The following is a 23,794-nucleotide window of genomic DNA, read 5'->3' as shown; positions in this document are numbered from 1 at the left end:
GGGGCGGCAGCGCCACATGCCGTGCGCACCCCCCCGCTGCTCCCTTCCTCACCCGGCAATGACGGAAAGGACACTCATGACCACAACCCCGGCTCCCCCGGCTGCCATCGGGAAGGCCGCTGTCGGAGCCCTCGGTTTACTGGCGCTGTCCACCGGCGCTCTGGAGTCGGTGGTGTCACCGACGATCCCGCTCCTGGAACGCGAACTGGACATGAGCCAGTCCGAAGGAGCGCTGCTCAGCGTCGTGCTCCTCGTCACCGGTGCGCTCATCACGCCGTTGGCAGGCAGGTTCGGCGACCGCTACGGCGGGAAACGGGTCCTGATCCGGCTGATGGTGGTCGTCGCGGTCGGCGGCACGGTGTCCGCCCTGGCCCCGAACCTGCCCGTGCTGCTGCTCGGGCAGGTGCTGCAAGGGGCGATGGTGGGCGCGCTTCCCCTGTCGTTCATCGTCGTGCGCAAAAACCTGCCCCCGGGAGAGTCGAAGGTCGCCATCGGGGTGGTCAGCGGACTCTTCGTCGGAGGAGGGATGGCCGGCATGCTGTCGGCCGGGCCGGTGGCGGAAGAACTCTCCCGGCACTGGATGTTCGCGCTGCCCACGATCGCGGTCGTCGGGGCCACCCTGCTCGTGAACAGGCTCATGCCGTCCGACCGGCCGGGCGGGTCGGACGACGCCGGCGTCGACTGGCCCGGCCTGCTGCTCCTGAGCGGGATGCTGGTCACGCTCATGCTCGTACTCGCGCTGGCGCCCGAAGCGGCCTCGCAACCACTCGTGCTCGGCGCCCTCGTCGTGCTTCTGGCCGTCTTCGTCACGGGTTGGGTGTCCGTCGAACGGCGTGCGGCCTCTCCGATGATCGATCTGCGCATGCTGGCACGGCCCGCGATCTGGAAGGCGTGTGTGCTGACGTTCGTGATCTGCCTCGGCACCTCGATGGCGGTCTATCTCGTTCCGCAGCTGCTCGACGAACGCGGCGACGGGTACGGATTCAGCGCCGGCGCCACCGAGATCGGCTTCTTCCTGCTGCCCGGCGCCGTCGCCGCGACGCTGGCCGGGCCGCTCGGCGGGATCGGGGACCGGCGTTTCGGCTCGCGTGCCGTGGTCGACACCGGTGTCGTCATGATGGCCGTCTCCCTGGTCGTCCTGGCGTCCGTGCACACCGAGATCTGGCACCTCGTCGTCGGCAAGGCGCTGATCGCGCTGGCCAACGGCCTGTGCGTCACGGCGATGATGACCAGCACCGCCACGGCCGTCGAGGCCGAGGACACCGGCATCGCCACCAGCCTGATCCTGGTGAGCCGCGTACTCGGCTACGCCGTGGGCGGGCAGCTCGGTGGTGCGCTTCTCACCGCCGCGACCCCTTCCGGGTCGGAGGTCGCGGCCGAATCGGCCTACGTCACCGGCTTCGTCATAGCCGGCGTCGTCACGTCGCTGGCCTTGTTCGTCACTCGCACCATGCCCAAAGGAGTCAAGGAATGACCCTCACCGATCAGCTGACGGATGTCCGTGGCACGCCGGGGCGCAAGGTCCTGATATCCGGGGCCAGCATCGCGGGGCCCGCCCTCGCGTTCTGGCTGAACCGCTACGGATACGCGGTCACGGTCGTGGAGAAGGCGCCCACCCTGCGTGGGGGCGGCTATCCCATCGATGTGCGCGGCACCGCACTGGAGGTCGTCCGGAGGATGGGGATCCTGCCGCGGCTGCGGGACGCGCACATCGACCTGCGACGGCTGACCTTCCTCGACTCGTACGGCAGCGAGGTGACCTCCCTGCACCCGCACGCCGTCACCGGCGGCGTCGCGGGACGGGATCTGGAGGTACGGCGCGGGGACCTGACCGACGCTCTGTACGCGGCGGTCCGTGACGACGTGGAGTTCCTGTTCGACGACTCCGTCGACACCCTCGACCAGACCGACCACGGGGTCGACGTCACCTTCCGCGGGGGCGGCGGCCGTACCTTCGACATGGTGTTCGGTGCGGACGGCATGCACTCGCGCACCCGGGAGATGCTGTTCGGCCCCGAGGAGCAGTTCCACCGCTACCTCGGCTACTGCTTCGCCGTGTTCACCATGCGCAACACCTTCGGGCTCTCCCACGAGACCGTGATGTGGAACACCCCGGGCAGGGCCGCGGCACTCTACGCCGTGGGGGACGACGACGAGGTGCACGCCTTCCTGAACTTCGCCCGGCCGGAGCCGCCCATGGGCGTGTTCCGGAACCCGCAGGCCCAACGCGACCTGGTCGCCGAGGTCTTCGCCGACGCGGGATGGGAGGTCCCGGGCATGCTGGCCGCCCTGCGCGAGGCGGAGGACCTGTTCTTCGACGGGGTCAGCCAGATCCGCATGCCCCGCTGGTCCAGCGGCAGGGTCGCGCTGGTCGGCGACGCCGCGTACGCGCCCTCGTTCCTCACCGGACAGGGAACCAGCCTCGCCCTCGTCGGCGCGTACATGCTCGCCGGCTGCCTCGCGGACCGGGACCATGTCGCGGGCTTCGCCGCCTACGAACGCGACACCCGGGAGTTCGTGACCGTGAACCAGGGGCTGGTCGGCCAGGGCGGCGCCACACTCTTCCCCACCACCGCCCAGGCCCTGGAGCAGCGGAACGACAGGCTTCGCAGCCTCAGTGCCATGCCCCCGGCGGAGGGAAAACCGGCTCATACGGCGCTCACTCTGCCCGAGCCCCCGCGCCCGGCATGACCGCCGAGCCGGGTCGGGCCCCGGCCGACCGGTGACTCCACCCACGACCTGCGTCGTACCGGACACACCCTTCCGGGAGGGCGACCCTGATCCATCAGCACTCCGACGAGCGGCGGTGACGGGAGCCGCCACCGCCGGGCTCGACGGCCCGGCCCCCGCGCGGCGGGGGCCGGCCGCCCTTCCGGTTCAGTCGCGCTGCCAGCCGGTGAGCGTCCGCCAGGTCTCGCCGCGTACGGATGTGACCGATACCTGTTCGGGTACGTAGTCGGGGCACTTCGCGTTGTGGCAGGGACCGGCGGTCCACGCGGGGACGTAGACGCCCATCGTCTTGTGCCGTTCCAGGACGGCGGTCACGGGGTGTTTGCACGAACGGCACACGTACGCGGCCCGGGGCGGCGTCGGCTGCTCTCTCGTTCTGGACATACCGACATATTACTATCCTTTTATTCCCCTTTGGGGGTCTTTTGGCGGGGCCTTCTGGTGATCGGGCCCGGTCACCGGTCCTCGGCGCGGTCCTCGGACGCTCCGGTGTCGGCCACCGGCGGTGCGCCCTCGTGGCCGGCGGGCGGGGGACGCAGCAGGCTGAGTGCGATGGAGACGCTCAGGACGGCGGCGATGACGGCGAGGCTGAGCGGAGAGGGGATCTCGGGCACGGCGGGGCTGATGATCTCGTGGGACGCCTGGAGGATGAGCTTGACGCCGATGAAGGCGAGGATGAGTGCCAGGCCCTTGCTCAGGTACTGGAACCGGTCCAGCAGGCCGGCGAGCATGAAGTAGAGGGCGCGCAGGCCCAGGATGGCGAAGGCGTTGCTGGTGTAGACGATGAAGGCGTCGTTGCTGACGGCCAGGACGGCGGGCACGCTGTCGACGGCGAAGACGAGGTCGGCGGCTTCGATCGCGGCGACGACGGCGAGCAGCGGGGTGGCGACGCGTCTGCCGGCTTCCTTGACGAAGAAATGGGGGCCGGCGTAGTCGTCCCGCACGGGGACGACCTTGCGGAGCAGGCGTACGGCGATGCTCTTGCCGGGGTCGAAGCTGTCCTCCTCCTCTTTGAGGATCTTGTAGGTGCTGTAGAAGAGGATGGCGGCGAAGACGAACAGGACGGCGGTGAAGCGGCTGACCACGGCGACGCCGGCGGCGAGGAAGACGCCCCGGAAGACCAGGGCGCCGAGGACGCCGAGGAACAGGACGCGGTGCTGGTAGGCGCGCGGGACGTTGAAGTAGCCGAAGATCAGCGCGAAGACGAAGAGGTTGTCGACCGAGAGGCTCTTCTCCAGCAGCCACGCGGTGGTGTACTCCACTCCGGCGGTCGTCCCGACCACGAGGAAGACCACGGCACCGAAGGTGATCGCCAGTCCCACCCAGACCCCGCTCCAGACGGCGGCCTCCCGGAACCCGATGACGTGGGCCTGCCGGTGCGCGAGCAGATCGACCGCCAGGGACACCAGTACGGTGACGGCGAAGACCATCCACAGCCACAGCGGAACATCGTGCACGGGCCCGGCCCTTCAGGCGTGGTCGACCGGCGGTCTCCCTCCGAGTCTGGTGCATGCGGCGGCGGGTGTCTCCTCGGCGCACTCCCCCAGGCCGGGTCCGTGCGCCGGTACGCGACCTGGGGCGGGTCCTCGGACGCCGAGCCGTACCGGGCCCGCGCGACACTCAGTCGCCGACCTTTCCGGCGTCGACGCGTCGGCCGCGCACCGTGTCCACCACGATCGGGATCCCGTTCGGGATCTGTCCCCGGAGACGGTCGAGCAGCGCCTTCGCCGACGGGAGGTCCCCGGGGGAGCGGACGTGGATGTGCATGGTCCGGGACACCGCGTCGACACGGGTGACGGACGCGCCCGGTGTGTCGGCGAGCCACTGGTCCGCGGCGTCCTTCGCCCGGCCGGTCCAGGTGTTGATCAGGAGCGTGAGCGCGGTGTTGGCCGCCAGCGGTACGAACACGACGACGAACAGCAGGGTCATGGCGGCGTAGGCGCTGCGCGCGGGGCGTCCGGCGGTCCTCTCGGCACGGGTGCCGTAGCCGAGGGCCGCGAAGGTCGTCATGCCGCCGAGGAGAAGGGCGAACAGGTTGGACACGAACAGGACCAGCGCGCCCAGCGCGAGCCATCCCGCCAGCTTCCCCAGGCACACTCCGACCACCACCAGCGGCGGGACGAGGGAGATGGCGATCGCGACCCCGGGCAGAACGGCGGCGACGTCCCGCCGGGCGAGCGCCACCGCGCCGGCGAAGCCGGTCGCCAGGGCCGCGACCAGATCCATCAGCCCCGGTGACGTACGTGACGAGATCTGGCTGTTCGACAGCAGGTCGTAGTCGCCGGGGAGCACCAGGGAGAACACCGCCCCGAACGCGATCACCAGCGCGCAGGCGGCCAGGACGACTCCCGCCGATCCGGTCCGTCGCCGCTGCACCGAGCCCAGGGCGGTGCCCATGATCGGCGTGGACAGCGGAGCGATGATCATCGCCCCGATCACGGTGGCCGTCGAATCCGTCAGTACTCCGCCGGCCGCGATGACCGACGACAGGGACAGCATCGTCCAGAAGGCCGAGCGCTTGGACCCCGTGTCCCCGGACGACAGGACCAGGTCCTGCGCCAGCTCGTCCAGCGAGCGGCGCTGGGAGGCCGGCAGAACATGGGCGCGTACACCGCTGAGCATGTCCTCAAGCAACCACAAGCAGCGTGGCCGCGGCGGGCAGGACACGGGGCACGCGATCAGATCCAGTCCTCGGCCGGTGGTTCGGCCGGTGTGTGAGGGACGAGCCGACCGAAGCCGGGTGGTGGGAGCGCCCACGGCCGAGAACCACGGTCACCATGTCTGTTCCGTCCGGCGGTCCGGGCGGTAACTTTGATGGACAAGGCCCCTGAAGGAGGGCGAATGCGATGCCGTGGTTCGTATGGCTGCTCGCCGCCGCGGCACTGGGTGTCGCCGAGTTCTTCACCCTGACACTCGTCCTCGGGCTGCTGGCGGGCGCCGCGTTGGTCGCCGCCGTGGTCGCCGGTGTGGGAATCGGCCTTCTCGGCCAGCTCCTGGCCCTGGCGGCGGCAGCGACGGCGGGCCTCCTCATCGTCCGTCCCGTCGCGCTGCGCCATATGGCACAGCAACCCCTCATGCACGAAGGCAGTGACGCGCTGATCGGCAAGCGGGCCGAGGTCATGCAGGAGGTCACCGCGACCCGCGGCCTGATCAGACTGTCCGGCGAGGAGTGGTCCGCCCGCGCCTTCGACGAAAGCCTCGTGATCCCGGTGGGCGCGCTGGTGGACGTCATGGAGATCGAAGGCGCCACGGCCCTCGTCTACCCCCGCGAACTCCTTCCATGAACGGCTGAACACGCAGCAACGGAGGCACTGTGGATCCAGTTGTCGTCCTCACTCTCGTGGCGGTCATCGTCGTCGTCTTCCTCATGGCCTCAGCCGTGCGGATCGTCCCGCAGGCGCGCCGCTACAACATCGAGCGGTTCGGCCGGTACCGCCGGACGCTGCAGCCCGGTCTGAACCTGGTCCTGCCGGTGGCGGACCGCGTCAACACCAAACTCGACGTGCGCGAGCAGGTCTACTCGTCCGACCCCAGGCCGGTGATCACCGAGGACAACCTCGTGGTGAACATCGACACCGTGCTGTACTACCAGATCACCGACCCGCGGTCGGCGGCCTACGAGGTCGCCGACTACCTGCAGGCGATCGACCAGCTCACCGTGACCACGCTGCGGAACGTCATCGGCAGCATGGACCTGGAGGAGACGCTCACCTCGCGCGAGGAGATCAACTCCCGGCTCCGCGCCGTCCTCGACGACGCCACCGGCAAGTGGGGCATCCGGGTCAACCGCGTCGAGATCAAGGCCATCGATCCACCGGCCACCATCAAGGAGGCGATGGAGAAGCAGATGCGGGCCGAGCGCGACAAGCGCGCGGCCATCCTGCACGCCGAAGGGGAGCGGCAAGCCAAGATCCTCACCGCGGAAGGCACGAAGCAGAAGGACATCCTGGAGGCGCAGGGCACCCAGCAGGCCATGATCCTGCGGGCGGACGGCGAGGCGAAGGCGGTGGAGCTCGTCTTCCAGGCCGTCCACCGCAACAACGCCGATCCGAAGATCCTGGCCTACAAGTACCTCGAGACGCTCCCGCACCTGGCGAGCAGCGACAACAACACGTTCTGGGTGATCCCGGGGGAGCTGACCGAGGCGGTCCGGACCGTCACCCGTGCGTTCGGTGACCAGCCGGCGGAGGGTCCTCCCCGAACCACGCGGCCGGAGGAGGCGGCCACCGCCGACGGCACGCCGGCCGAAGGCCGGACGCCGGAACTCGAGGCCGCCGCCACGGCCGCTCACGAGGCCGAGAAGCAGGCCGCCGCCGCGGTGAGCGACGCCAAGGCGGAGGCCGTCGAGGCCGCGAAGTCGCCCCGGGCGCCGCACCGGGGGCAGACGCCCGGTGGCTGAGCCCATCGGGCCCGCCGTGAGGCGTCCGGGGCTCCCGGGCCCCGGACGGACCGCGCACGCCGCTCCCCCCGGGGCGACGCGGAGGGCCCCGTGAGCGCAGGCAGGACGAAGCGGGACCGTGATCCGTACGTGACCGCGACCCCGTAAGGTCCCGTGGGCCGGGGTGACCCCTGGCCGGGCGGGCGGACACGGGGGAGACATGGAATACCGGCGCGCGCTGATACCGGCGCTGGCGGGCGGGCTGATGGTGACGCTGCTCCTTTGGTGGGCGGGGGCGAGCGCCGACGCGCTGCGCCTGGAGGGCGCCACCGACGTCCTCGGCCCGGAGAGCGCGGCCCGCCTCCAGAGCTGGCTGCTGCCCTGGTCGTACGAACCCTACGGCGGGACCGCGGGCGGGTACCCCGACGGGACCGGCGCTTCCCGCTACCTCGGTCTGCACCACACGGCGATCCAGATCCGCTTCGCCGCCGTGTTCGTCCTCTACGCGGCCGGGGCGCTCCTCCTGGTCCGCCGGCTCCCCCCGGAGCGCGGCCGGACGTGGGCCGCGCTGCTCGCGCTGTGGGCCTGGGGCCTGGCGGCGGCGACCCTGGCGGTGACGGTGTCGGCCCCCTGGCTCATCGCGGCCGGGGGACACGGCAGCTACCGGTTCCTGCCGCAGCTGGCGTCCCTCTCCGCGGCCGGACGGCCGATCGTGGTGCCGGTGGCGCTGGCCGCGGCGGCATGGACGGTGTTCGTGGCGAGGCTCGCGCTGGGCGGCGACGAGCCCCGGCCGCGCGAGAACGTTCCGGCGCGGCCCGCCCTGCTGGCCGCGACCGTCGGAACCGCGGTGGTGGCGGTGTCCCTGGTCGTCCTGTCGTACCGGTCGAACGCGGCCACGCTCCAGACGGCGTCCTTCACGGGGAACGGGCCGCTCGGTGAACCGGGTGACCTGCTGCGCCAGTGGCTGCTGCTCGGAGCCTGGTCCGGTCCGGCCGGCGCACCGCTCGGCGACTGGCTCCTGTACCGCCTCGGGGACGTCCTGCTCCTCGCCGTGGTCTGGTGCGCCCTGCGGTGGCTGCCCGGTCTGCTCACCCGGGTGTCCGTCCCGGCCATGGCGGCGTGCGGGGTCTGCGCGGTCGTCCTCGGCCTGCTGGCCGGACAGGCGCTGCGCATGGCGATCGACGGATCGCGGATGGGTTCGGGGCTGCTGTACGCGGCGTCCGGCTTCGGTGAGGGAGTGACCGCCGCACTGCTCTGGGGCACCCTCGCGGGCGTCGCGGCCACCGTGACCCTGCGGGCGGCCGGCGGCATGCCACCCCGCCCTCCGGCCGACGTGCGGACGGCATGACGGTCCCCCTCCTCCCGTGTGTCCGGTGACGAAGCGGCGCCGCACACCCCGGTCGTGGTGTCACACAGGACGTGGCCGAAGCCGAAGCCTCGTCGGTCGAAGAGCCGAAGAGCCGAAGAGCCGAAGAGCCGAAGAGCCGAAGAGCCGAAGAAAGAACTTCCCATGCCCGGTCTCAGAGGTACGACGGTGCCGGCGGCGATGGTGGTGATGGCCTGCGTCCCGGGGTTGACGGGGTGCCAGGACTCGTCGGGGTCCCACGCCGCCTCGGCCGCGCCCTTCTCGTCCTCGCCGTCCGCGCACGCCTCCGCCCCGTCGGACACCCCCGCCACCGAGGGCGAGGCGGACGTCCAGGACACCCAACACCGTTCGGGATGTCCGCAGCGAGCAGCAACGGGTCCAGGACCCACTCCTGCTCACTGACCAGGAACGGTGTAGGTGAATCCCTGCTTCTTCATGCAGGCCGCTATCGCGTTCTCCAAGAGGTACTGCTTCTTGAGACCGGCGTTCGCGTCGGCGTCGGTGCCACAAGCCGCCAGCAGCGGCGGCAGGCTCACCGCCGCCGCGGCCAGTCTTCGGACAGTGCGGGATCGAGTCGTTTCCTTCCGTTCGACGGAGAGAGGGGGGATTCTGCGGGCGCGGAAGGACGCGGAGTTCACAGTGGTGCCGGCAGTTCATGGCCCTGGGGCCGGTACATGACCGAGCTGTAACGGCCGACCGCCGTGCCGGCCGGCTTCGGGGCCGGCGCCGGTCATACGGGCGGCCCGGTGACGAGGTCACCGTTCTCGTCGTAGGGCCAGGCGTTGGAGACGCATCCGTGCAGGCCCTTGATCTGCTGCATCATCACGGGGGCCAGTCGCCCGGCGCCCCCGCAGGTCACGTGCGAGTGACCGAGGAAGTGCCCCATCTCGTGGTTGATGATCAGCGCCCGGTAGTCCTGGATCGGTCCGTCGAAGGTGGGTGAGCCCTTGACCCAGCGCTTGAGGTTCACCACCACCCCTCCGGGAACCTCGCAGTTGTACTCGCCTCCGGTGTCCTGCTGGATGCCCGCCCAGCACAGGGCGTCCGCCGTCGCCGGTGTCGCGATCTTTATCGTGATGTCGTGCGGTGATCCCGCGCTCACCAGCTGGAACGCGTTGTCCGGGTCGTGGGTCCAGCCGCGCGGGGCGGCGAGTATCCCGGCGATCTCCTTCGCCGCCTGGGACGGCGAGATGTCGAGGCCGGTCTCGACCTGCACGACGTAGCGCACCGGACGGGAACCGCTGCCCACCGTCTCCCCACTGGCCTGCGCGGTGACGAACGTCCCGCTGCCCGTCGGGGGGACGTCGATCTCGGTCCGGCTCGCGGAGGGAGAGGGGGAGGGGGAGGGGGAAGCGGGCGGCGTGGGAGTGGGGGTGACGTGCGTGCTCCGCGGGCGCGGCGCACCGCTCGACGCGTCGCTCCGCCCACCTCCCGTGAAATACGCCGCCGAACCCAGCAGGCCGACGGCCACCAGCAGGCCGGTCAGCAGGTTCCGTCCCCGGCGGCGCGGCCGTCCCCGGCGATGGGAGGACCGCCGCCGGCGGCCTGCGCGGTGAACGACCGCGGTGCTGCCGGTGGGGGGTGCGGGTTTCCGCCGTCGTGCCGAATGCATGGCAGGTCAATCTGGTCATTCCAGATGATCGCGATGAGCCGGTGTTGTCACGGAACGATAACGACGCCCCGCGCTCCCCGGCCCGTGTGATCGTTGTGTAACGGCGGTCGGAGAGGGGCCTCACCCAGGACGGTCACGTCATCCGGTCTGCTTACACTGCCGAAATGCCACGGGTCCTGATCGTCGAAGACGACCTAGATGTCCGCAGGGCCGTCCAACTGGGTCTGCGGCATCAGGGGCATGAGGTCTTCGCCGTGGAAACGGGGGAGGAGGGGCTGGAGCAGCTCCTCCCCTTCCGGCCGGACGTCGTCGTGCTCGATCTCATGCTGCCCGGCATGTCCGGCCTGGACGTGTGCCGCCGGATCAGGGACCGCGACCAGGTGCCGATCATCATGGTGACGGCCCGGGGAGACGACATCGACGTGGTCGTGGGGCTGGAGACCGGTGCGGACGACTACGTGGTGAAGCCCGTGCAGGCCCGGGTGCTCGACGCACGGATACGGGCCGTACTGCGCAGACAGGACGCGTCGCTGCCGGACGGCACCCGCCCCCGGGCGGAGACGCACGGCGAGCTGGTCGTCGACCGCGCCGGGCTCGTGGTGACGCACCGCGGCGAACCCGTCACCCTCGCCCCCTCCGAACTGCGGCTGCTGCTGACCCTGTCGGCCTCGCCCGGCCAGGTGTTCAGCCGTCAGCAGCTGCTGGAAGCGGTCTGGGAACACAGTTACCACGGCGACATACGGCTCGTGGACGCCTGTGTGAAGCGACTGCGCAACAAGCTCGGCGAGGGCAGGAACCCCCGTTACGTGCAGACCGTACGCGGATTCGGTTACCGCTTCGGCACCTCATGAGCGACCGGACGTCCGCGCGGACACGGAGGACCGTACGGACGCGGAAGACCGCCGGGGAGCGGAGAACCGCACCCGAGGTCCCCACGGCTGAAGAGCCCCCCGCCGCCGTACCGGGTGCCGGCCCCCGGCGGTTCCTCCGGGCGGCCCTGGCACGCATCCCGCTCCCCCTGCGCGGCCTGCGCCCCCGCCTGCTGACGTCCTTCGTCCTGGTGGCCATGGCCAGCGCCCTGGGCACCGGGGCCCTCGCCTTCCGCGAGGCGCGCACGGGGGTGCTCCAGCAGAGCCAGGACTCCGTCATCAACCGGTTCCGTACGAGCGTCGACGCCGTCGCGCCCCACATCCCCATTGCCCCGAACCAGGCGGACCTCCAGGCCGCGGTGGACCAGGTGCTGTACGCGAACCGTTCGTCGGGCTGGCGGATCATGGCCACGTACGGTGACCACCGCGCCTATGCGCCGAGCGCCGGTTTCGTCGAGCTGAGCCCCGAAATGCTCCGGTCCGTCCGGGACCGACGTGTCGCGGTGTTCCAGCGGATGAACGTCGACGGGCGTCCTCGTCTCGTCGTCGGCATGCCCGTCACGTACACCTGGGGCGAGGGCCTGGAGACCAGGCTCTCCGGGCTCGTGATGTACCTGGAGGTCCCGCAGACCACCGAGGAGGGGTACGTCGAGGCCATGGTCAGCGGCATCGAGCGGGCCACCCTGGTGGCCCTGTGCCTCGCCGTCGTCCTGGCGCTGCTCGCCGCGAGCGGCGTACTGCGTCCCGTACGGGCGCTGCGCCGGGCGACGCGCCGGATGGCCGCGGGGCATCTCGACGTACGGCTGGACGTCACCGGCTCCGACGAACTGGCCGATCTCTCCCAGTCCTTCAACGAGACGGCGGCCGAACTGGAGCGGACCGTACGGGAGCTGCGTCGCCTGGAGGCCCAGGGGCGCCGCTTCGTGGCGGACGTCTCCCACGAGCTGCGCACACCGCTGGCGGCGATGTCGGCGGTCACCGACGTGCTGGACCTGGAGGGGGAAGGGGAGACCGGTGAGGCGCTGCGGCTCATCAGCGAGGGAACGAACCGGCTGAGCGGGCTGGTGAACGACCTGATGGAGATCTCCCGCTTCGACGCGGGGGCGGCCGAACTCAACCGGGACGAGATCGACCTGGCCGAGTCCGTACGGCGCACCGTCGACTCCCGGTGGCGGCCGGGGCAGGTGGAGACCCGGCTGCCCGGGCCGGGCGTGCTCCGCGCGCACGTCGATCCGCGCAGGCTCGACGTGGTGACGGCCAATCTGATCGGCAACGCGCTGCGGCACGGGAAGCCGCCCGTGCGGCTGACCATGGGGGTACGGGTGGACGGGGCGGGCATGGCGTGGGCCGTCATCGAGGTGACCGACAACGGACCGGGGATCACCGAGGAGGCCATGCCGCACATCTTCGAGCGGTTCTACAAGGCGAGCACCTCACGGGCCAGGAGCGAGAGCAGCGGGCTGGGTCTGGCCATCACGGCGGAGAACGTGCGCCTGCACGGGGGGCGCATCCGGGCGGCGAACCTGCCCCGGGGCGGCGCGGTCTTCACGGTGGAACTTCCCCTGCACCGCGACGCCACCGCCACCGGCACCGAGGCCGGCGGGAGCACTCGATGAGGGGCCCGCACACGGCAGCGCTACTGTCCGGGCTCACGGCCGTGGCCGCGCTCGCGCTCACGGCGTGCGGAGTCCCCCCGTCCGGTGTCATCGAGGCCGGCGCACCGGCGAGCGGCATGTTCTCCCCCGGTGCGACACCACCCTCGACGCCCGCCACCATCTCCCTCTTCTTCCTGCGCGACGGGGAGTTGACGCCCTATCCCCGCCGGATCGACGACGCCGGGGACTTCGAGGCCGTCGTACGCCTGCTGTTCGAGGGGCCGGCCGCGAACGAGGCCGCGACGGCCACCACGGAGCTGCCCCGCCTGACGGACGCGCCGCGGGTGGCGATCGACGGCGGCATCCTCTTCGTCAAACTCCCCGGTGAGACGGCTCCGCTGAGCCGTCGGGCCATGCTCCAGCTGACGTGCACGGTGAACCACGCGGCTTCGCCGGTCCCCACCGCCGTCCCCCGCGCCGACGCGGAAGCCGACGGCGACACCGCGCGCCGTTCCGCCGCGCCCAGCAGCCTCCATGTGTTCGGTGACGGATGGGCGATGACGCAGTCGGACCACGCGTGCCCCGTCGTACCCTCTCCGCAGGAACAGCCGGAAGCACTGACCCCGTGGGACCCCTCCGGCTGACCACCGGTGACTTCATCCCCGCGCCCGACCGCACGGTGGCAGGCCGACCACTGGTCCGGACAGCAAAGAACCCCAGGCCGCCGGCCTGGGGTTCCAAGAAGAGCGGGTGACGAGAACCGAACTCGCGCTCTCAGCTCGGGAAGCGACGGCGCTTGTGCAGCCGGACACCTCCGGCCTGGCCGTCTGCTTCCCGCGTGACCCCTGCGGGCCCAGGACCGCACCGCTGTTGACCGTGGTCGACCCGTCGTACGGGCAGGTCATGGGCACGCCGCCGACTCGAAGGCGCGGGAAGTCCTTCCGGGGAGTACCGCCGAAGCGCTGTGAGCGACCCGCTCGATCGCGCCGTGCGGTCGATGCGCTTTCCCGGCCGGTCCTACGGGCGGATCAGCGCAGTCCGGCGAAGAGATCGTTCTCGGGCAGGGCCGCGCCGGTGGCGTCCTGGACACGTACGAAGGTCTCCGTGCCCATCAACTCGCCGAACCTCTCCTTTCCCATCTTGAGGAAGAAGATGTTCTCGCCCTGACTGGCGTGCGCGGCCAACGCGTCGAACTTCTGACCGCTGAACGCGGTGGTGTCCACCCATGTGGTGATCTCATCGTCGGGGAGGCCGATCTCGGCCATCGCGGCGGCCTCGGCAGGGTCCGGCTCCGGCATGTCCGGATGAAACTCGCGCATGATCTCGCCGAACCGTCGCATCCCCGAGCGGGGCATCGTGGTCCAGTACACCTTCGGTGTCAGCGCGGTCATCTCCAGCGCCGCCATCGTGATGCGATGGGCCTGGATGTGGTCGGGGTGGCCGTAGAAGCCGTTCTCGTCGTAGGTGACGACCACATCAGGCCGGTAGTGCCGCATGAGCTCCGCGAGTCGGGCCGCGCCTTCCTCCACGGGGGTCCGCCAGAAGGATCCGGGGGCGTCGTTGCTCGGCCAGCCCACCATCCCGGAGTCGGCATAGTCCAGCGTCTCCAGATCGCTGACCTTCAGGACGTCACAGCTCGCTTCGAGTTCTTGACGACGCATCAAGGCGACCGCCGCCGGGTCGTGCCCGGGATCGCCCGGCTTGACACCCCCCGGCCCGTCACCGCAACCGCCGTCGGTACACGTCACGAGAACCGTGCGGATGCCTTCCGCCGCGTACCGCGCGAGGACACCTCCGGTTCCGGTGGCCTCGTCGTCGGGGTGGGCGTGTACTGCCATGAGCGTCAAGGGCCGGTCAGTCATGAAACAGTCCTCCTGCGGATATAAGTCCTGGCCCGGGTACGCGGCGGGTGTGCCGCGATCCTGGAGCCCGGCTCCTGGTGGGGCGGACGGCCTTGCGGCCTCGGTGCCCCCGCCGTCCGGCGCCGGCCCCTCGGTCGGTGCAACCGCGCCGGACGCACCGGCTGTTCCCGGCGCGACCACTCGGCCTTCGAGCGTCGGCGTTCAACGAGACCGGGGGGCGGGCGCGACCTGCACGTCTCAGCACCACGTCGGATTCGGCTTCCGTCCGGCACCAGCTGTGAGATTCCGATCGGTGTGCGGGCCTGGGGATGCGCAGAGCGGCTGAGCGCGGCAGTTGCGGTCGCACATGGCTGCCGGGACCTCGCCTCGGCTCGGAAGATCGCAGAATGCGGGATCACCCCTACGGACTCCGATCTCCACGAGAAGTGGTTCGGTGCAAGAGGCGGCGAGCACGATGCGGTGCCACAGCCCAATGCCTCACACCCATGATGGACGCGGCCGGTTTTGTCCTCTGCGATCGCGGCATCCGATGAGCCGAAGGACGAGGAACCCGCGTGTGTCAATCCGGTACATGGACTACTCTTGGTACATGTCCATGAAGCGCACAAACGTCTACGCCGACCCCGAGGACCTGGCGATCATCAAGGAGGCCGCGAAGCGTCGGGGGATAAGCGAGGCCGAGATCATCCGCCAGGGCATCCACCTCGCGGCCATGGCGAACAGGGTCTGGGACGAGCCGCTGTTCTCGCGCACCTTCGAGGGAACGGGGCGCACGCCCTCCAAGTCGGAGGTGCGTGACACGGTCGCCGACGCCGTCCGCCGTGAGACCGACCCGGATTCCGGAACCGCCGCGTGATCATTGTCATCGCCGACACGTCCGGCCTCCTGGCGGCCCTGGACTCGGCTCACCCGGAACACCGGGCGGCGAACGAGGCGATCATGGCGGCCGGCCTCCTGGTCATGTCCCCGCTGCTGCTGGCCGAACTGGATCATGTCGCCACGCGCGAGCTCGGCAGAATGGCCGCCCTCGGCGCGGTCGACGACCTCCGGCGCTGGATGAGCCGGGGGCGTGTCGTCATGCCGGAGATCACGGAGGACCACCTGGGTGCCGCCCAGTCCGTCCGTGTCCGCTACCGTGCGCTGGACCTCGACCTCGCTGACGCGGTCAACGTGGCGCTCGCTGCCGACTACGACACGGACGCGATCCTCACCCTCGACCGCCGTGGCTTCCGGGCCGTACGCCCCTTGGGCCACCACAAGGCGTTCCGGGTACTCCCCGACGATCTCCCGCTCTGATGCAACGAGAGTCGAACTCGCGCTCTCAGCTTGGGAAGCTGTGATCATTCGCGGACGGTTCGAGCGCTGAGCTGGACGAACGTACGGCCCTCACTCCTTCTGGGCTCGACCGTCTTCACCGTGGTTCCCCGCTGTTCCCCGATCGATCTGGTGCGGTAGTGGTGCAGCGCTGCGGCGTCCAGGAGGGGACCAGTCGTCCACACTCCCTTCCTGATCCCCTCCTTCAGCCGGGATGCCCGGCTGCTAGCGTCCGGCACCATGTGGGCTCAAGAGATCGTGGCCGGCCGACCGGCCTGGCGGCACACCCCTTCCGGAGTGGTCTTCCGGGCTGTTCCCGGTGGGACGTTCCGGATGGGCCTGTCCGACGCGGAACTGGACGCGGTTCGTGCCATCGAGCGGGTCGACGGCGCCGATGACGACCTCGACGCGTTTTTCACCAGCGCTGACCGGGCCCGGCCGGTGCGGGAAGTGCGGGTCGAGCCGTTCCTGATCGCCCGGCATCCGCTCACGGTGGCGCAAGTACGGCACTGGCTGCCCGAGTACGAGGACAGCTTCGCCGAATCGGATACGAGCACGGCACGGCTCGAGGACGACCTGGACGACCTGCTCGGGCCGTTGCCCTTCCGGCTGCCCAGTGAGGCGGAGTGGGAGTATGCCGCCCGGGCAGGTACGACCACCCTGACCTTCCGGGGGGACGGGAGGCCGGACGAGGACCAGGTGCTCGACGACTTCGCCGACGAGGACCGCACCGCCGCGGCCGAGAACGCCTTCGGGCTGGCGGCGATGGGGTCGGCGAACGAAATATGCGCCGACGTGTGGATTCCCCATTTCACGGACGCGCTCGCGGACGCACGCCCCCGCACCGGGGACGGCCCGCGGGTGGTGCGCGGAGGCGGCGGCGACATCTCTCCGTGGCAGGGCTGCGACGAGTGGCTGCTGTTGCTCTCCGCCACCCGCGACGAACTCCAGGACTTCACCGCGGTCCGCCCGGTCGCACCCGTGCCAACCCACCAGCGGCATCCGGCAGATGCAACACGTACAGAGAACGCGTCCCTTGAGGTCGCCGGCACAGCGACGGCGCCTGTTCCGGCAGCCTGAGAAGCTGCCGACGAGACGGGGACAACCCAAGGGGTGGGGATGTTGTTCATGATCGCTGGCCTGGTGATGGTCGTTGCGGCCATCGCATGGGCAGTCCTGGGAGTGCACGCCTTGCTTCTCGGCCGTATGCCGGGGCAGTGGCTCCCTGGGCTGGTGCGGCAACCGATGCTGTGGGGAGCGGGAGCCCTGCTCATGCTGGTGAGCTGGAATCTCGGCTCGCCGTCGCTACTCGTGGTCGGAATCGGGATCGTCGCGTTGGGGCACGTCGCGAAGCCCACGCGCTGACTCGGCCAGTCGGCACGGTAGGCGACTGCAGCCAAACGCTGCCGTCAAGACGGCCCGGACCGTCATCTGTCCAGTCCGTCTCGCCTGGCGCCCTCGGCAGGACTTGAGCCGGCGACACCCGCTTCAAGGAGTTCGATCTACGCCCGCCCCTGGTGCCGTCGTCGGCTGGTCCGACGGTCGTCCGGGGGCGCTGTCGTATACCGCCGTCCGGCCTCGTCGATGTCAGCCGTGGATGTCAGACAGCGCGGGGAACGATGCTCACCGCCCGGTAGTCGTATCCGTCCTGCTTGAAGCCGGGCGCTTCCCAGGTGAGATCGACCTGCTGCCCTGGTGACAGCGTGCGGAAGCCGGACACCTGAATGTCGGAGAAGTGGCCGAAGCACCCTCCGGGAGTCTCGGGCGAGTCGAGGACACCCCAACCCTCCTCGTCGCTCCACTCGCGCACCGTCGCGGTCACGACTGCGGTGTCCTTACGGGGCCCTCTGCGGCGACCCATCTGCCGCTCCCTTCGCGTATGGCGCCATCACCGGTTGATCGGAATCTCGTAGACGATCTCGCAGTGAGCCGCGGGCACCACGATGTCCGCCGTCTCCACTGGGCGACCGTCGTCGCTGTAGTACGTCCGCCGGATGTGCGTGACCAGGGCAGCCCTCTGGACGCCGAGCAACGACGCCTCCTCGGCGGTCGCCTGCCTCGGCTCCGGCTGCTCCACGGCGTGGCTGACCGCGATGCCGATCGCGGCCATGCGGTTCACGACACCCGCTCCCGCGTGCGGGCCTCCCTCGGGAAGAACGACGAGAGTGCCGGCGGTGAGGTCATATGGCTCCCAACTCGTCGACAGCTGCACCGGCCTGCCGTCCGCCAGGAACTCGTACGTCGTCCGCACGCACAGCTCACCTTCGGTGATACCGAGACGCGCGGCGATCTCCACCGGCGCCGGAACCTTGGCCTCGGTCCGGCTCTCCCAGTCGCCCTGCCTGCCCACGGCTTTCATGTCCACCCGGAACGGGGAGCCGCTGAGCTGCTCGCGTGCCGATGACCGGACCACCCGTACGCGCTGCCGTGGCTCGGCGACATAGGTGCCGGAACCGGCGCGGCCTTCCAGCACACCTTGGGAGATCAGCAACTCCTGTGCCCGGCGCACCACGTTGTCGCCGACGCCGTACTCCTGGCCGATCTGGGCGCGGGAGGGCAGTCGGTCCCCCGGCTCCCACTCGTGCTCCGCGATCCGCCGTCGAAGCTCGTCGGCGATGCGGAGGTAGGGCGGTTGCTCAGGCATATGGAAAATCTAGTCCACTAGCTCTAATTTAGTTAACTAGCTTCACTCAAAGTGATCGCCGCTAACCGGAGGGCTGTCTTGTGCCTGCTTCCAAGGTGCGCGCGGAGGCCATCGCAGCCCGGTTATCGGCCGTCGGGCTCGCCACGCGCGTGGAGGAGCGCGACGACTGCACGGCCATCGAGGCGGAGGTGCCGGAACCACTCTCCGCGGAGTCATGGCGGGAGGTCCTGGAAGCGGTGGCCGATGCCGACCGCTTCGGCCTCCTCGCCACCAGTTCGAACGACCGCACCCTCTGGGCGGTCGTACGCAAACGGTCCCCGCGACGGGCGATGTCGGGGGGACCGGGTCATCAGCGATAGGGGCTGAACACCGTGCTCAATCGTATCCGCCGTACCGCCTCGCGCCTCAGGGAGCGGTACCTCCACAAGGGTCGGCACCGCCGCTCCGAAACGCCTGCGCGGCCGGTGGCCGTGTCCCCGGAAGTCGCTTACGGCGCAGTGCTGTTCCTGCGTCGGCACCGCGAGCACACGGGCGTCCTCGTGGGCGAGGAGACGGCGCTCGTCCGCCCATACGTACTGGCCAGTGAGGCACGAGCACGGCACTGCTCGGCGGCCGTGAGCTACGTTCCCCTCGCCGGCCCTTGGTACGCCGCGGCGGGTGACCGCTGATGCCTCCCCGCCAACAACCCCACAGCACCCAACCCGGGCCTGACTCCTACCGGTCGACCTCCTGCCGCATCGGCACACACCACGCCTGCGCGGAGTCGTCCCCGGCCACCGCGCCGGTCGACGTGCCAGTGATCTACGAGACCTGCGACTGCTCGTGCCACACCATCGTCAAGTGCTCGGTACCGGCGGAGGCGGCATGGTGAGGGGGCCGGCACTCAGCGGCGCGGTGCTTTCCCCTGTCGAGATCACCTCGACCAGCGTGCAGCTCGGCGACGTCATCCAGGTCGGGGGCCAGCAGTGCCGGGTGACCGACCTCTTCCAACTGCCCGGCGGAGCCAAGCGACTCGTTTTCGACTCGGGTGAGTTGCTGACCGTCCACACGATGACCCGGCTCGTCGCCCTGCGGCTCGTGCGAGTGAGAGGCGGTGATCCCGCCCGTGCCCTCGCGACGCGACACCATCGCCGATGACCTCCGGAACCGGATCGCCACCGGTCGGCTCAAGCCCGGCGAACGCCTGCCTTCTGAAGCGCATCTGGCCGCGCAGTACATGGTCAGCACACCGACGCTGCGGAACGCCCTCGCCGTACTCCAGGCGGAAGGCCTCGTCGAGAAGACCCACGGCAAGGGGATTCATTGGGTGTTCGTCGGGCGTTGGTCCGGGTTGCTTCGCCTGCGTCTTCATCGGTCGTGCTTCGCCTCAACGGGAACTTGGCTGAAAAGCGTAAGGTCGGCGGAGTCTCAATGGTTGAGTCGCGGTCGACGATCTTGAAAACCGTCGTGGCAGCGATGTCACCGTGGGTTCAAATCCCACCGCCTCCGTGCGATGAGCACTGAGAACGGCCCCTGACCTGGGTAGTTGGCCAGGGGCCGTTTGCATGTCAGGGCCCCGACGCTGTCCGGCTTTCCCCGTGGCTTACCACTCGATCGGGCACGGCTGGGGTACGGCCGGCCAAACACCGGGCCAACTCGCCTTGGAGTGTGCTGTCTCCAACGCACAGGTCGGGTCAGGCGCCGGAGGAGAACAGGGAAGCGCTCTGACCTCTGGAACCGCTTGCTACGCCCTTCCCTGAACCAGGACGGTGCCGCTTGACCCTCTCGACGCGCGTCCAGTGGCTCGGTGCAGGGCGCATCAGGAGTCGGCGGCGTCGTCCACTGTCCGTCGTACCTCCAGAACTGTGTCGACACCGGTGAGCTCACAGAGCCGCCGAACCTGCCGTGACGGCGAGACCACGCGCAGGGCGCCTATCTGGTGGTTGAGGATCAGCAGATTCAAAAACGCCGAGTCCGCGAAGGTGACGCCGGAGGCGTCCAACACCACCTTCGGATGCCGTCCGACAGCGGCCTTCAGCGCATCCGCCAATGGCCTGATCGTGTGCATGTCGAAGGAGCCGTGCGCGGTGACAACCCAGGCACCGCGCCGTTCGTACTGGTACACCGAGGCCTGTTCCGGGACATGCTCGATGGCCCGTCTCGGCGTCGGCTTCTCGTCGGCGTCGCTCATGAGCGTCGGCGAGACGGCCTCGTCCCAGGGCACCATCGGGCTCCTCCTCCTTCGCCGCCCCCTCGCGGGAGCAGGTCATCGATTACCTGAAAAGTATGTCATGTATCTGTGTTCCAGCAACGGTGGGCCTTAAAATGCAGAGCATGGTTGGAGTGCCCGAACCTCACACCGGATGGACGTTCATCACCAATCACGCGCGTGTACTTGCAGTCATCGCTGATAACCCGAACGTCCGGATCCGCGACATCGCCGCCCACTGCCGACTCACTGAGCGTGCCGTCCAGCGGATCATTTCGGATCTCGAACAGGATGGTTACCTCTCCCACACCCGCGACGGGCGCACGAACACCTACCGAATCGAGCCGGACAAGGTGCTGCGGCACCCGGCAGAAGCCGGCCTCTCAGTAGCCTCTCTGCTGTCCCTGCTCGTGCGGGATGAGACCGAACGCGTCAGGAAACCGGTTACTCAGTACGGGCGGTTGGGGTCGAGCGCTGTGAGGTAGTGCCAGGTCACACGCCGGCCGTCGCGTTCTTCCTCGGCCCACCGCCAACCCCAGCTCCCATCCCGTCCGCCGTCGACCCACACACCGTGGAGCGGGCGTGGTTCCTGGCGTCCAGGTGGAGCGCGCCACTGTACGAACGACCTGGACGCCAGGGGCCGCGTCTGCTCGGCTCTGTCTGGGTCGGCGGCGGACGGGACGGGAGCACCCGCAGACACCCCTACGGGCCCGCGGTCGGCGACGGCACCCCCTCCATCCCGGTGCCGGCCGATCCCCCGCCGGAGGCGCAGAGGGGCCGAGCCCAAGGGGCCGGCCCGCGCCTCGCGCGGGCTTGATGAAGTAGGGAAAGTCTTATCCCGTTGGGGCCACAAAGCTGGGTCGCGGTCGGCTCGGTACTCATCGAGGAGGCTGAAGAACAGCTCGATCGTGGGTACGCCAATCGCTGCCGATCAGTATGGAGTCCTGATGCTGGGGGAGAGTTGCTGCGCAGCCACACGCCGGGGCGAAGTCGCACCTCCTCGAGGAAGCCATGGACGTTGGACAGCTCAGTGAGATGCCTCGGCTGCCGGCGCGTGCCACTCGTCTCTGTCGCCGGCTGAGCAGTTGCTTGCTGTTGTGGCTTCGTACGTGGGGGCCGTTGCCGTCCAAGGCGTCCAAGAGCCTGATCGTGTAGACCTCGGCCATGCGTTCGCTGACCTCGTCGGGTGTGAGCCAGGAGATCGTTGTCGACTCGCTCGATGTGCGTTCGGTGCCACCGGAGGGCTTGCAGCGGAAGACCAGGGCCACGATGCCGCGGGTCGTGTTCTTGTGGACACCGGCGAGTTCGTCGACCTCGACGTGGGTGCCGGTCTCCTCCACCACGCCGACGAGGAGCGGCAGCGGGATGTCGCCGCAGGACTGGCGACCTCGTGCGCGCCGAGCGTGCGAAGCGCCACACCGACGACCGTGCGCACCACAGGAGGAGCTGTCGGCGGGCTAATGGTGCGGTTGTGGTGCGGCACCCGCCCACTGGTCTGGACAACAAAGAACCCCCGGGTCGATGACCTGGGGGTTTCGCGTGGAGCGGGTGACGAGAATCGAACTCGCGCTCTCAGCTTGGGAAGCTGATGTTCTACCATTAAACTACACCCGCGTAAGATCCAGGCCCCGTCGAATCGACGGTGTCCGGATGCTCGCTCACTCTACCCCATGTCAGGCCTCCGGTGTTCAGGACCCGGGGGCCTGACCCTGTTTCAGGGCGTGGATGTGGCTGCGGGGGGCACGTGTTGGGGCGTACCGTGAAGCCGTGGCGCGAGTGCGGGGTGCCGCCTGGAGGGTCGTTCCTTTGATCCCGTAATGTGGCTTTTGGCGTCAGGGCAGTTGGCCGGACGCGGCCTCTTGGGGAAGGGACTCTTGGACTTGATGGAGCGCACCGTCGTCCGCTGTGCCGATGGGCACGTGTTCACCGCCGCCTCGTTTCCGATGCAGCAGGCCGAGCGACTCGGCCCCGGCCGGCTTCTGCGGTGTCCGCGCTGTGCGCGGCTTCGCAGTGTCGTGCCGGTGAGTCTTCAGAAGCGGTAGCGAGCGGTAGCAAGCGGTAGAGCGAGGGCGCGTGGGGTGGCCGATTGTGGCCGGTCCGCGCGCCTTGCGTATTCTCGGGGCGTGCTTCTCTCTGACAAGGACATCCGGGCCGAGATCGACGCCGGACGGGTGCGTATCGATCCCTACGACGACGCCATGGTGCAGCCGTCCAGCATCGACGTACGCCTCGACCGCTACTTCCGGGTGTTCGAGAACCACCGGTACCCCCACATCGACCCCTCGGTCGAGCAGGCGGACCTGACCCGGCTCGTGGAGCCGGAGGGGGACGAACCGTTCATCCTGCATCCCGGTGAGTTCGTGCTGGCCAGCACGTACGAGGTCATCACGCTGCCGGACGACCTCGCCTCGCGGCTGGAGGGGAAGAGCTCGCTGGGGCGGCTCGGGCTGGTGACGCACTCCACCGCCGGGTTCATCGACCCCGGGTTCTCCGGGCACGTGACCCTCGAGCTCAGCAACCTCGCGACGCTCCCGATCAAGCTGTGGCCCGGTATGAAGATCGGGCAGCTGTGCATGTTCCGGCTCAGCTCGCCGGCCGAGCACCCGTACGGCAGTGAGCGCTACGGGTCGCGGTACCAGGGGCAGCGGGGGCCGACGGCCTCGCGGTCCTTCCTCAACTTCCACCGGACGCAGGTGTGAGCGGCATGCGCGAGAACCTCAGCTACGAGCAGTTCGGCGTCGCCGTCCGTGAGCTCGCCCAGACCATCGCCGACGACGGGTACGAGCCCGATGTGGTGCTGAGCATCGCGCGCGGCGGTGTCTTCGTCGCCGGCGGGCTCGCCTACGCGCTCGACTGCAAGAACATCCACCTGGTGAACGTCGAGTTCTACACGGGTGTGGGGACGACCCTCGAGATGCCCGTCATGCTCGCGCCCGTGCCCAACGCCATCGACTTCACCGACAAGAAGGTGCTGATCGCGGACGACGTCGCCGACACCGGCAAGACGCTCAAGCTCGTACGCGACTTCTGCCTCGACGCCGTCGCCGAGGTGCGCAGCGCCGTGGTCTACGAGAAGACGCAGTCGCTGGTGAAGTGCGAGTACGTGTGGAAGCGCACCGACGAGTGGATCAACTTCCCGTGGAGCGTTCAGCCGCCGGTCGTCAGGCGGTCCGGGCAGGTGCTGGACGCCTGAGGGCGGAAAGAAGGAGGGGGCTTCCGGTCGGAAGCCCCCTCCT

At 69.6% G+C, this 23,794-nt stretch carries 26 protein-coding genes, 1 tRNA gene and 2 pseudogenes; 18 read left to right on the top strand and 11 right to left on the bottom strand.

The genetic code is table 11. The annotated features are described in order from the left end of the window. Window positions 1-76 precede the first annotated feature (76 nt). Together AMK33_RS14345 and AMK33_RS14340 are read left to right on the top strand one after the other, a co-directional pair. A complete protein-coding gene (locus AMK33_RS14345; RefSeq protein WP_073933194.1) occupies window positions 77-1,474 on the top strand; it encodes an MFS transporter in 1,398 nt (465 codons plus the stop codon). Continuing rightward, on the top strand, window positions 1,471-2,691 hold the full coding sequence (locus AMK33_RS14340; RefSeq protein ID WP_073933193.1) for an FAD-dependent monooxygenase: 1,221 nt from the start codon (window positions 1,471-1,473) through the stop codon (window positions 2,689-2,691). Before AMK33_RS14345 ends, AMK33_RS14340 begins: the two co-directional genes overlap by 4 nt. Before the next feature lie 186 nt (window positions 2,692-2,877). Here AMK33_RS14340 and AMK33_RS14335 read toward each other — a convergent pair whose 3' ends face one another. The 3 genes from AMK33_RS14335 to AMK33_RS14325 all read right to left on the bottom strand — a co-directional run bounded on the left by AMK33_RS14335 (window position 2,878) and on the right by AMK33_RS14325 (window position 5,352). Further along, window positions 2,878-3,114 carry a hypothetical protein gene (locus AMK33_RS14335; protein WP_073933192.1) on the bottom strand — a complete coding sequence of 79 codons (237 nt, stop codon included), beginning with the start codon at window positions 3,112-3,114 and terminating at the stop codon, window positions 2,878-2,880. Window positions 3,115-3,185: 71 nt separating this feature from the next. Next, window positions 3,186-4,187 carry a TerC family protein gene (locus AMK33_RS14330; protein WP_073933191.1) on the bottom strand — a complete coding sequence of 334 codons (1,002 nt, stop codon included), beginning with the start codon at window positions 4,185-4,187 and terminating at the stop codon, window positions 3,186-3,188. 163 nt (window positions 4,188-4,350) lie between these two features. Then, a complete protein-coding gene (locus tag AMK33_RS14325; RefSeq protein ID WP_073933190.1) occupies window positions 4,351-5,352 on the bottom strand; it encodes a TIGR00341 family protein in 1,002 nt (333 codons plus the stop codon). 224 nt (window positions 5,353-5,576) lie between these two features. Between AMK33_RS14325 and AMK33_RS14320 the strand changes: the two genes are divergently transcribed. The 3 genes from AMK33_RS14320 to AMK33_RS14310 all read left to right on the top strand — a co-directional run bounded on the left by AMK33_RS14320 (window position 5,577) and on the right by AMK33_RS14310 (window position 8,456). Next, entirely contained in the window at window positions 5,577-6,014 is a 438-nt protein-coding gene (locus AMK33_RS14320; RefSeq protein WP_073933189.1) for an NfeD family protein, read from the top strand. Window positions 6,015-6,043: 29 nt separating this feature from the next. Continuing rightward, the gene (locus tag AMK33_RS14315; protein WP_073933188.1) at window positions 6,044-7,129 is read left to right on the top strand and encodes an SPFH domain-containing protein; all 1,086 of its coding nucleotides are present in this window, start codon (window positions 6,044-6,046) and stop codon (window positions 7,127-7,129) included. Between the two features lie 199 nt (window positions 7,130-7,328). Then, window positions 7,329-8,456, top strand: a complete 1,128-nt coding sequence (locus AMK33_RS14310) for a hypothetical protein (RefSeq protein WP_073933187.1) — start codon at window positions 7,329-7,331, stop codon at window positions 8,454-8,456. A 413-nt stretch (window positions 8,457-8,869) separates the two neighbouring features. On the opposite strand, the gene AMK33_RS42435 is transcribed toward AMK33_RS14310, so the two are convergent. Together AMK33_RS42435 and AMK33_RS14305 are read right to left on the bottom strand one after the other, a co-directional pair. Then, the gene (locus AMK33_RS42435; protein ID WP_158075122.1) at window positions 8,870-9,010 is read right to left on the bottom strand and encodes a hypothetical protein; all 141 of its coding nucleotides are present in this window, start codon (window positions 9,008-9,010) and stop codon (window positions 8,870-8,872) included. Window positions 9,011-9,204: 194 nt separating this feature from the next. Further along, the gene (locus AMK33_RS14305; protein WP_443030918.1) at window positions 9,205-10,086 is read right to left on the bottom strand and encodes a DUF3152 domain-containing protein; all 882 of its coding nucleotides are present in this window, start codon (window positions 10,084-10,086) and stop codon (window positions 9,205-9,207) included. A 164-nt stretch (window positions 10,087-10,250) separates the two neighbouring features. Here AMK33_RS14305 and AMK33_RS14300 point away from each other — a divergent pair, with 164 nt between their 5' ends. Genes AMK33_RS14300 through AMK33_RS14290 form a run of 3 tightly spaced genes read left to right on the top strand, consistent with a single transcriptional unit; the run spans window position 10,251 to window position 13,194 of the window. Then, window positions 10,251-10,937, top strand: a complete 687-nt coding sequence (locus tag AMK33_RS14300) for a response regulator transcription factor (RefSeq protein WP_073933185.1) — start codon at window positions 10,251-10,253, stop codon at window positions 10,935-10,937. Next, on the top strand, window positions 10,934-12,571 hold the full coding sequence (locus AMK33_RS14295) for a sensor histidine kinase (protein WP_235618098.1): 1,638 nt from the start codon (window positions 10,934-10,936) through the stop codon (window positions 12,569-12,571). Before AMK33_RS14300 ends, AMK33_RS14295 begins: the two co-directional genes overlap by 4 nt. Next, window positions 12,568-13,194 carry a hypothetical protein gene (locus AMK33_RS14290; RefSeq protein ID WP_073933184.1) on the top strand — a complete coding sequence of 209 codons (627 nt, stop codon included), beginning with the start codon at window positions 12,568-12,570 and terminating at the stop codon, window positions 13,192-13,194. The genes AMK33_RS14295 and AMK33_RS14290 overlap by 4 nt, the downstream gene beginning before the upstream one ends. 384 nt (window positions 13,195-13,578) lie before the next feature. Here AMK33_RS14290 and AMK33_RS14285 read toward each other — a convergent pair whose 3' ends face one another. Further along, complete coding sequence (locus tag AMK33_RS14285; protein WP_073933183.1) at window positions 13,579-14,412, bottom strand: PIG-L family deacetylase; 834 nt, start codon at window positions 14,410-14,412, stop codon at window positions 13,579-13,581. 589 nt (window positions 14,413-15,001) lie between these two features. On the opposite strand from AMK33_RS14285, the gene AMK33_RS14280 reads away from it, so the two are divergent. From AMK33_RS14280 to AMK33_RS14265, 4 genes are all read left to right on the top strand, one after another. Beyond that, window positions 15,002-15,268: a CopG family transcriptional regulator gene (locus AMK33_RS14280; RefSeq protein WP_073933486.1), complete on the top strand. Its 267-nt coding sequence runs from the start codon at window positions 15,002-15,004 to the stop codon at window positions 15,266-15,268. After that, a complete protein-coding gene (locus AMK33_RS14275) occupies window positions 15,265-15,708 on the top strand; it encodes a PIN domain-containing protein (RefSeq protein ID WP_073933182.1) in 444 nt (147 codons plus the stop codon). The genes AMK33_RS14280 and AMK33_RS14275 overlap by 4 nt, the downstream gene beginning before the upstream one ends. Window positions 15,709-15,966: 258 nt before the next feature. Next, the gene (locus AMK33_RS14270; protein WP_073933181.1) at window positions 15,967-16,806 is read left to right on the top strand and encodes a formylglycine-generating enzyme family protein; all 840 of its coding nucleotides are present in this window, start codon (window positions 15,967-15,969) and stop codon (window positions 16,804-16,806) included. A 39-nt stretch (window positions 16,807-16,845) separates the two neighbouring features. Next, window positions 16,846-17,091 carry a hypothetical protein gene (locus tag AMK33_RS14265; RefSeq protein WP_143203831.1) on the top strand — a complete coding sequence of 82 codons (246 nt, stop codon included), beginning with the start codon at window positions 16,846-16,848 and terminating at the stop codon, window positions 17,089-17,091. Between the two features lie 235 nt (window positions 17,092-17,326). Here AMK33_RS14265 and AMK33_RS14260 read toward each other — a convergent pair whose 3' ends face one another. Then, window positions 17,327-17,587, bottom strand: coding sequence for a cold shock domain-containing protein (locus AMK33_RS14260; protein WP_073933179.1), 261 nt, complete (start codon window positions 17,585-17,587; stop codon window positions 17,327-17,329). Window positions 17,588-17,614: 27 nt separating this feature from the next. Next, the gene (locus AMK33_RS14255) at window positions 17,615-18,370 is read right to left on the bottom strand and encodes a GntR family transcriptional regulator (RefSeq protein ID WP_073933178.1); all 756 of its coding nucleotides are present in this window, start codon (window positions 18,368-18,370) and stop codon (window positions 17,615-17,617) included. 80 nt (window positions 18,371-18,450) lie between these two features. Between AMK33_RS14255 and AMK33_RS14250 the strand changes: the two genes are divergently transcribed. The 3 genes and pseudogenes from AMK33_RS14250 to AMK33_RS14230 all read left to right on the top strand — a co-directional run. Then, window positions 18,451-18,729: a hypothetical protein gene (locus AMK33_RS14250; RefSeq protein ID WP_073933177.1), complete on the top strand. Its 279-nt coding sequence runs from the start codon at window positions 18,451-18,453 to the stop codon at window positions 18,727-18,729. Between the two features lie 481 nt (window positions 18,730-19,210). Continuing rightward, window positions 19,211-19,507: a hypothetical protein gene (locus AMK33_RS14235; RefSeq protein WP_327379184.1), complete on the top strand. Its 297-nt coding sequence runs from the start codon at window positions 19,211-19,213 to the stop codon at window positions 19,505-19,507. Continuing rightward, window positions 19,464-19,667 (top strand): annotated as a pseudogene (locus AMK33_RS14230) (winged helix-turn-helix domain-containing protein); the annotation flags it as partial. The gene AMK33_RS14235 and the pseudogene AMK33_RS14230, both read left to right, overlap by 44 nt. Window positions 19,668-20,168: 501 nt before the next feature. Here AMK33_RS14230 and AMK33_RS14225 read toward each other — a convergent pair. Then, complete coding sequence (locus tag AMK33_RS14225) at window positions 20,169-20,576, bottom strand: STAS domain-containing protein (RefSeq protein ID WP_235618097.1); 408 nt, start codon at window positions 20,574-20,576, stop codon at window positions 20,169-20,171. A gap of 107 nt (window positions 20,577-20,683) precedes the next feature. Here AMK33_RS14225 and AMK33_RS14220 point away from each other — a divergent pair, with 107 nt between their 5' ends. Then, a complete protein-coding gene (locus AMK33_RS14220; RefSeq protein ID WP_073933483.1) occupies window positions 20,684-21,043 on the top strand; it encodes a helix-turn-helix transcriptional regulator in 360 nt (119 codons plus the stop codon). 594 nt (window positions 21,044-21,637) lie between these two features. Here AMK33_RS14220 and AMK33_RS14215 read toward each other — a convergent pair. Then, window positions 21,638-21,901: pseudogene (locus tag AMK33_RS14215) on the bottom strand (NUDIX hydrolase); the annotation flags it as partial. Between the two features lie 197 nt (window positions 21,902-22,098). Continuing rightward, window positions 22,099-22,172 (bottom strand) — tRNA-Gly (locus tag AMK33_RS14210). Window positions 22,173-22,681: 509 nt separating this feature from the next. On the opposite strand from AMK33_RS14210, the gene dcd reads away from it, so the two are divergent. Further along, on the top strand, window positions 22,682-23,257 hold the full coding sequence (gene dcd, locus AMK33_RS14200) for a dCTP deaminase (protein ID WP_073933174.1): 576 nt from the start codon (window positions 22,682-22,684) through the stop codon (window positions 23,255-23,257). After that, window positions 23,254-23,751, top strand: coding sequence for a phosphoribosyltransferase (locus AMK33_RS14195; protein WP_073933173.1), 498 nt, complete (start codon window positions 23,254-23,256; stop codon window positions 23,749-23,751). The genes dcd and AMK33_RS14195 overlap by 4 nt, the downstream gene beginning before the upstream one ends. Window positions 23,752-23,794: the final 43 nt, after the last annotated feature.

The sequence above is a fragment of the Streptomyces sp. CB02400 genome (assembly GCF_001905725.1).
Taxonomy (GTDB): domain Bacteria; phylum Actinomycetota; class Actinomycetes; order Streptomycetales; family Streptomycetaceae; genus Streptomyces; species Streptomyces atrovirens.
The sequence above is the reverse complement of the archived record's forward strand: the minus strand, read 5'-3'. Positions and strand labels throughout refer to the sequence as shown.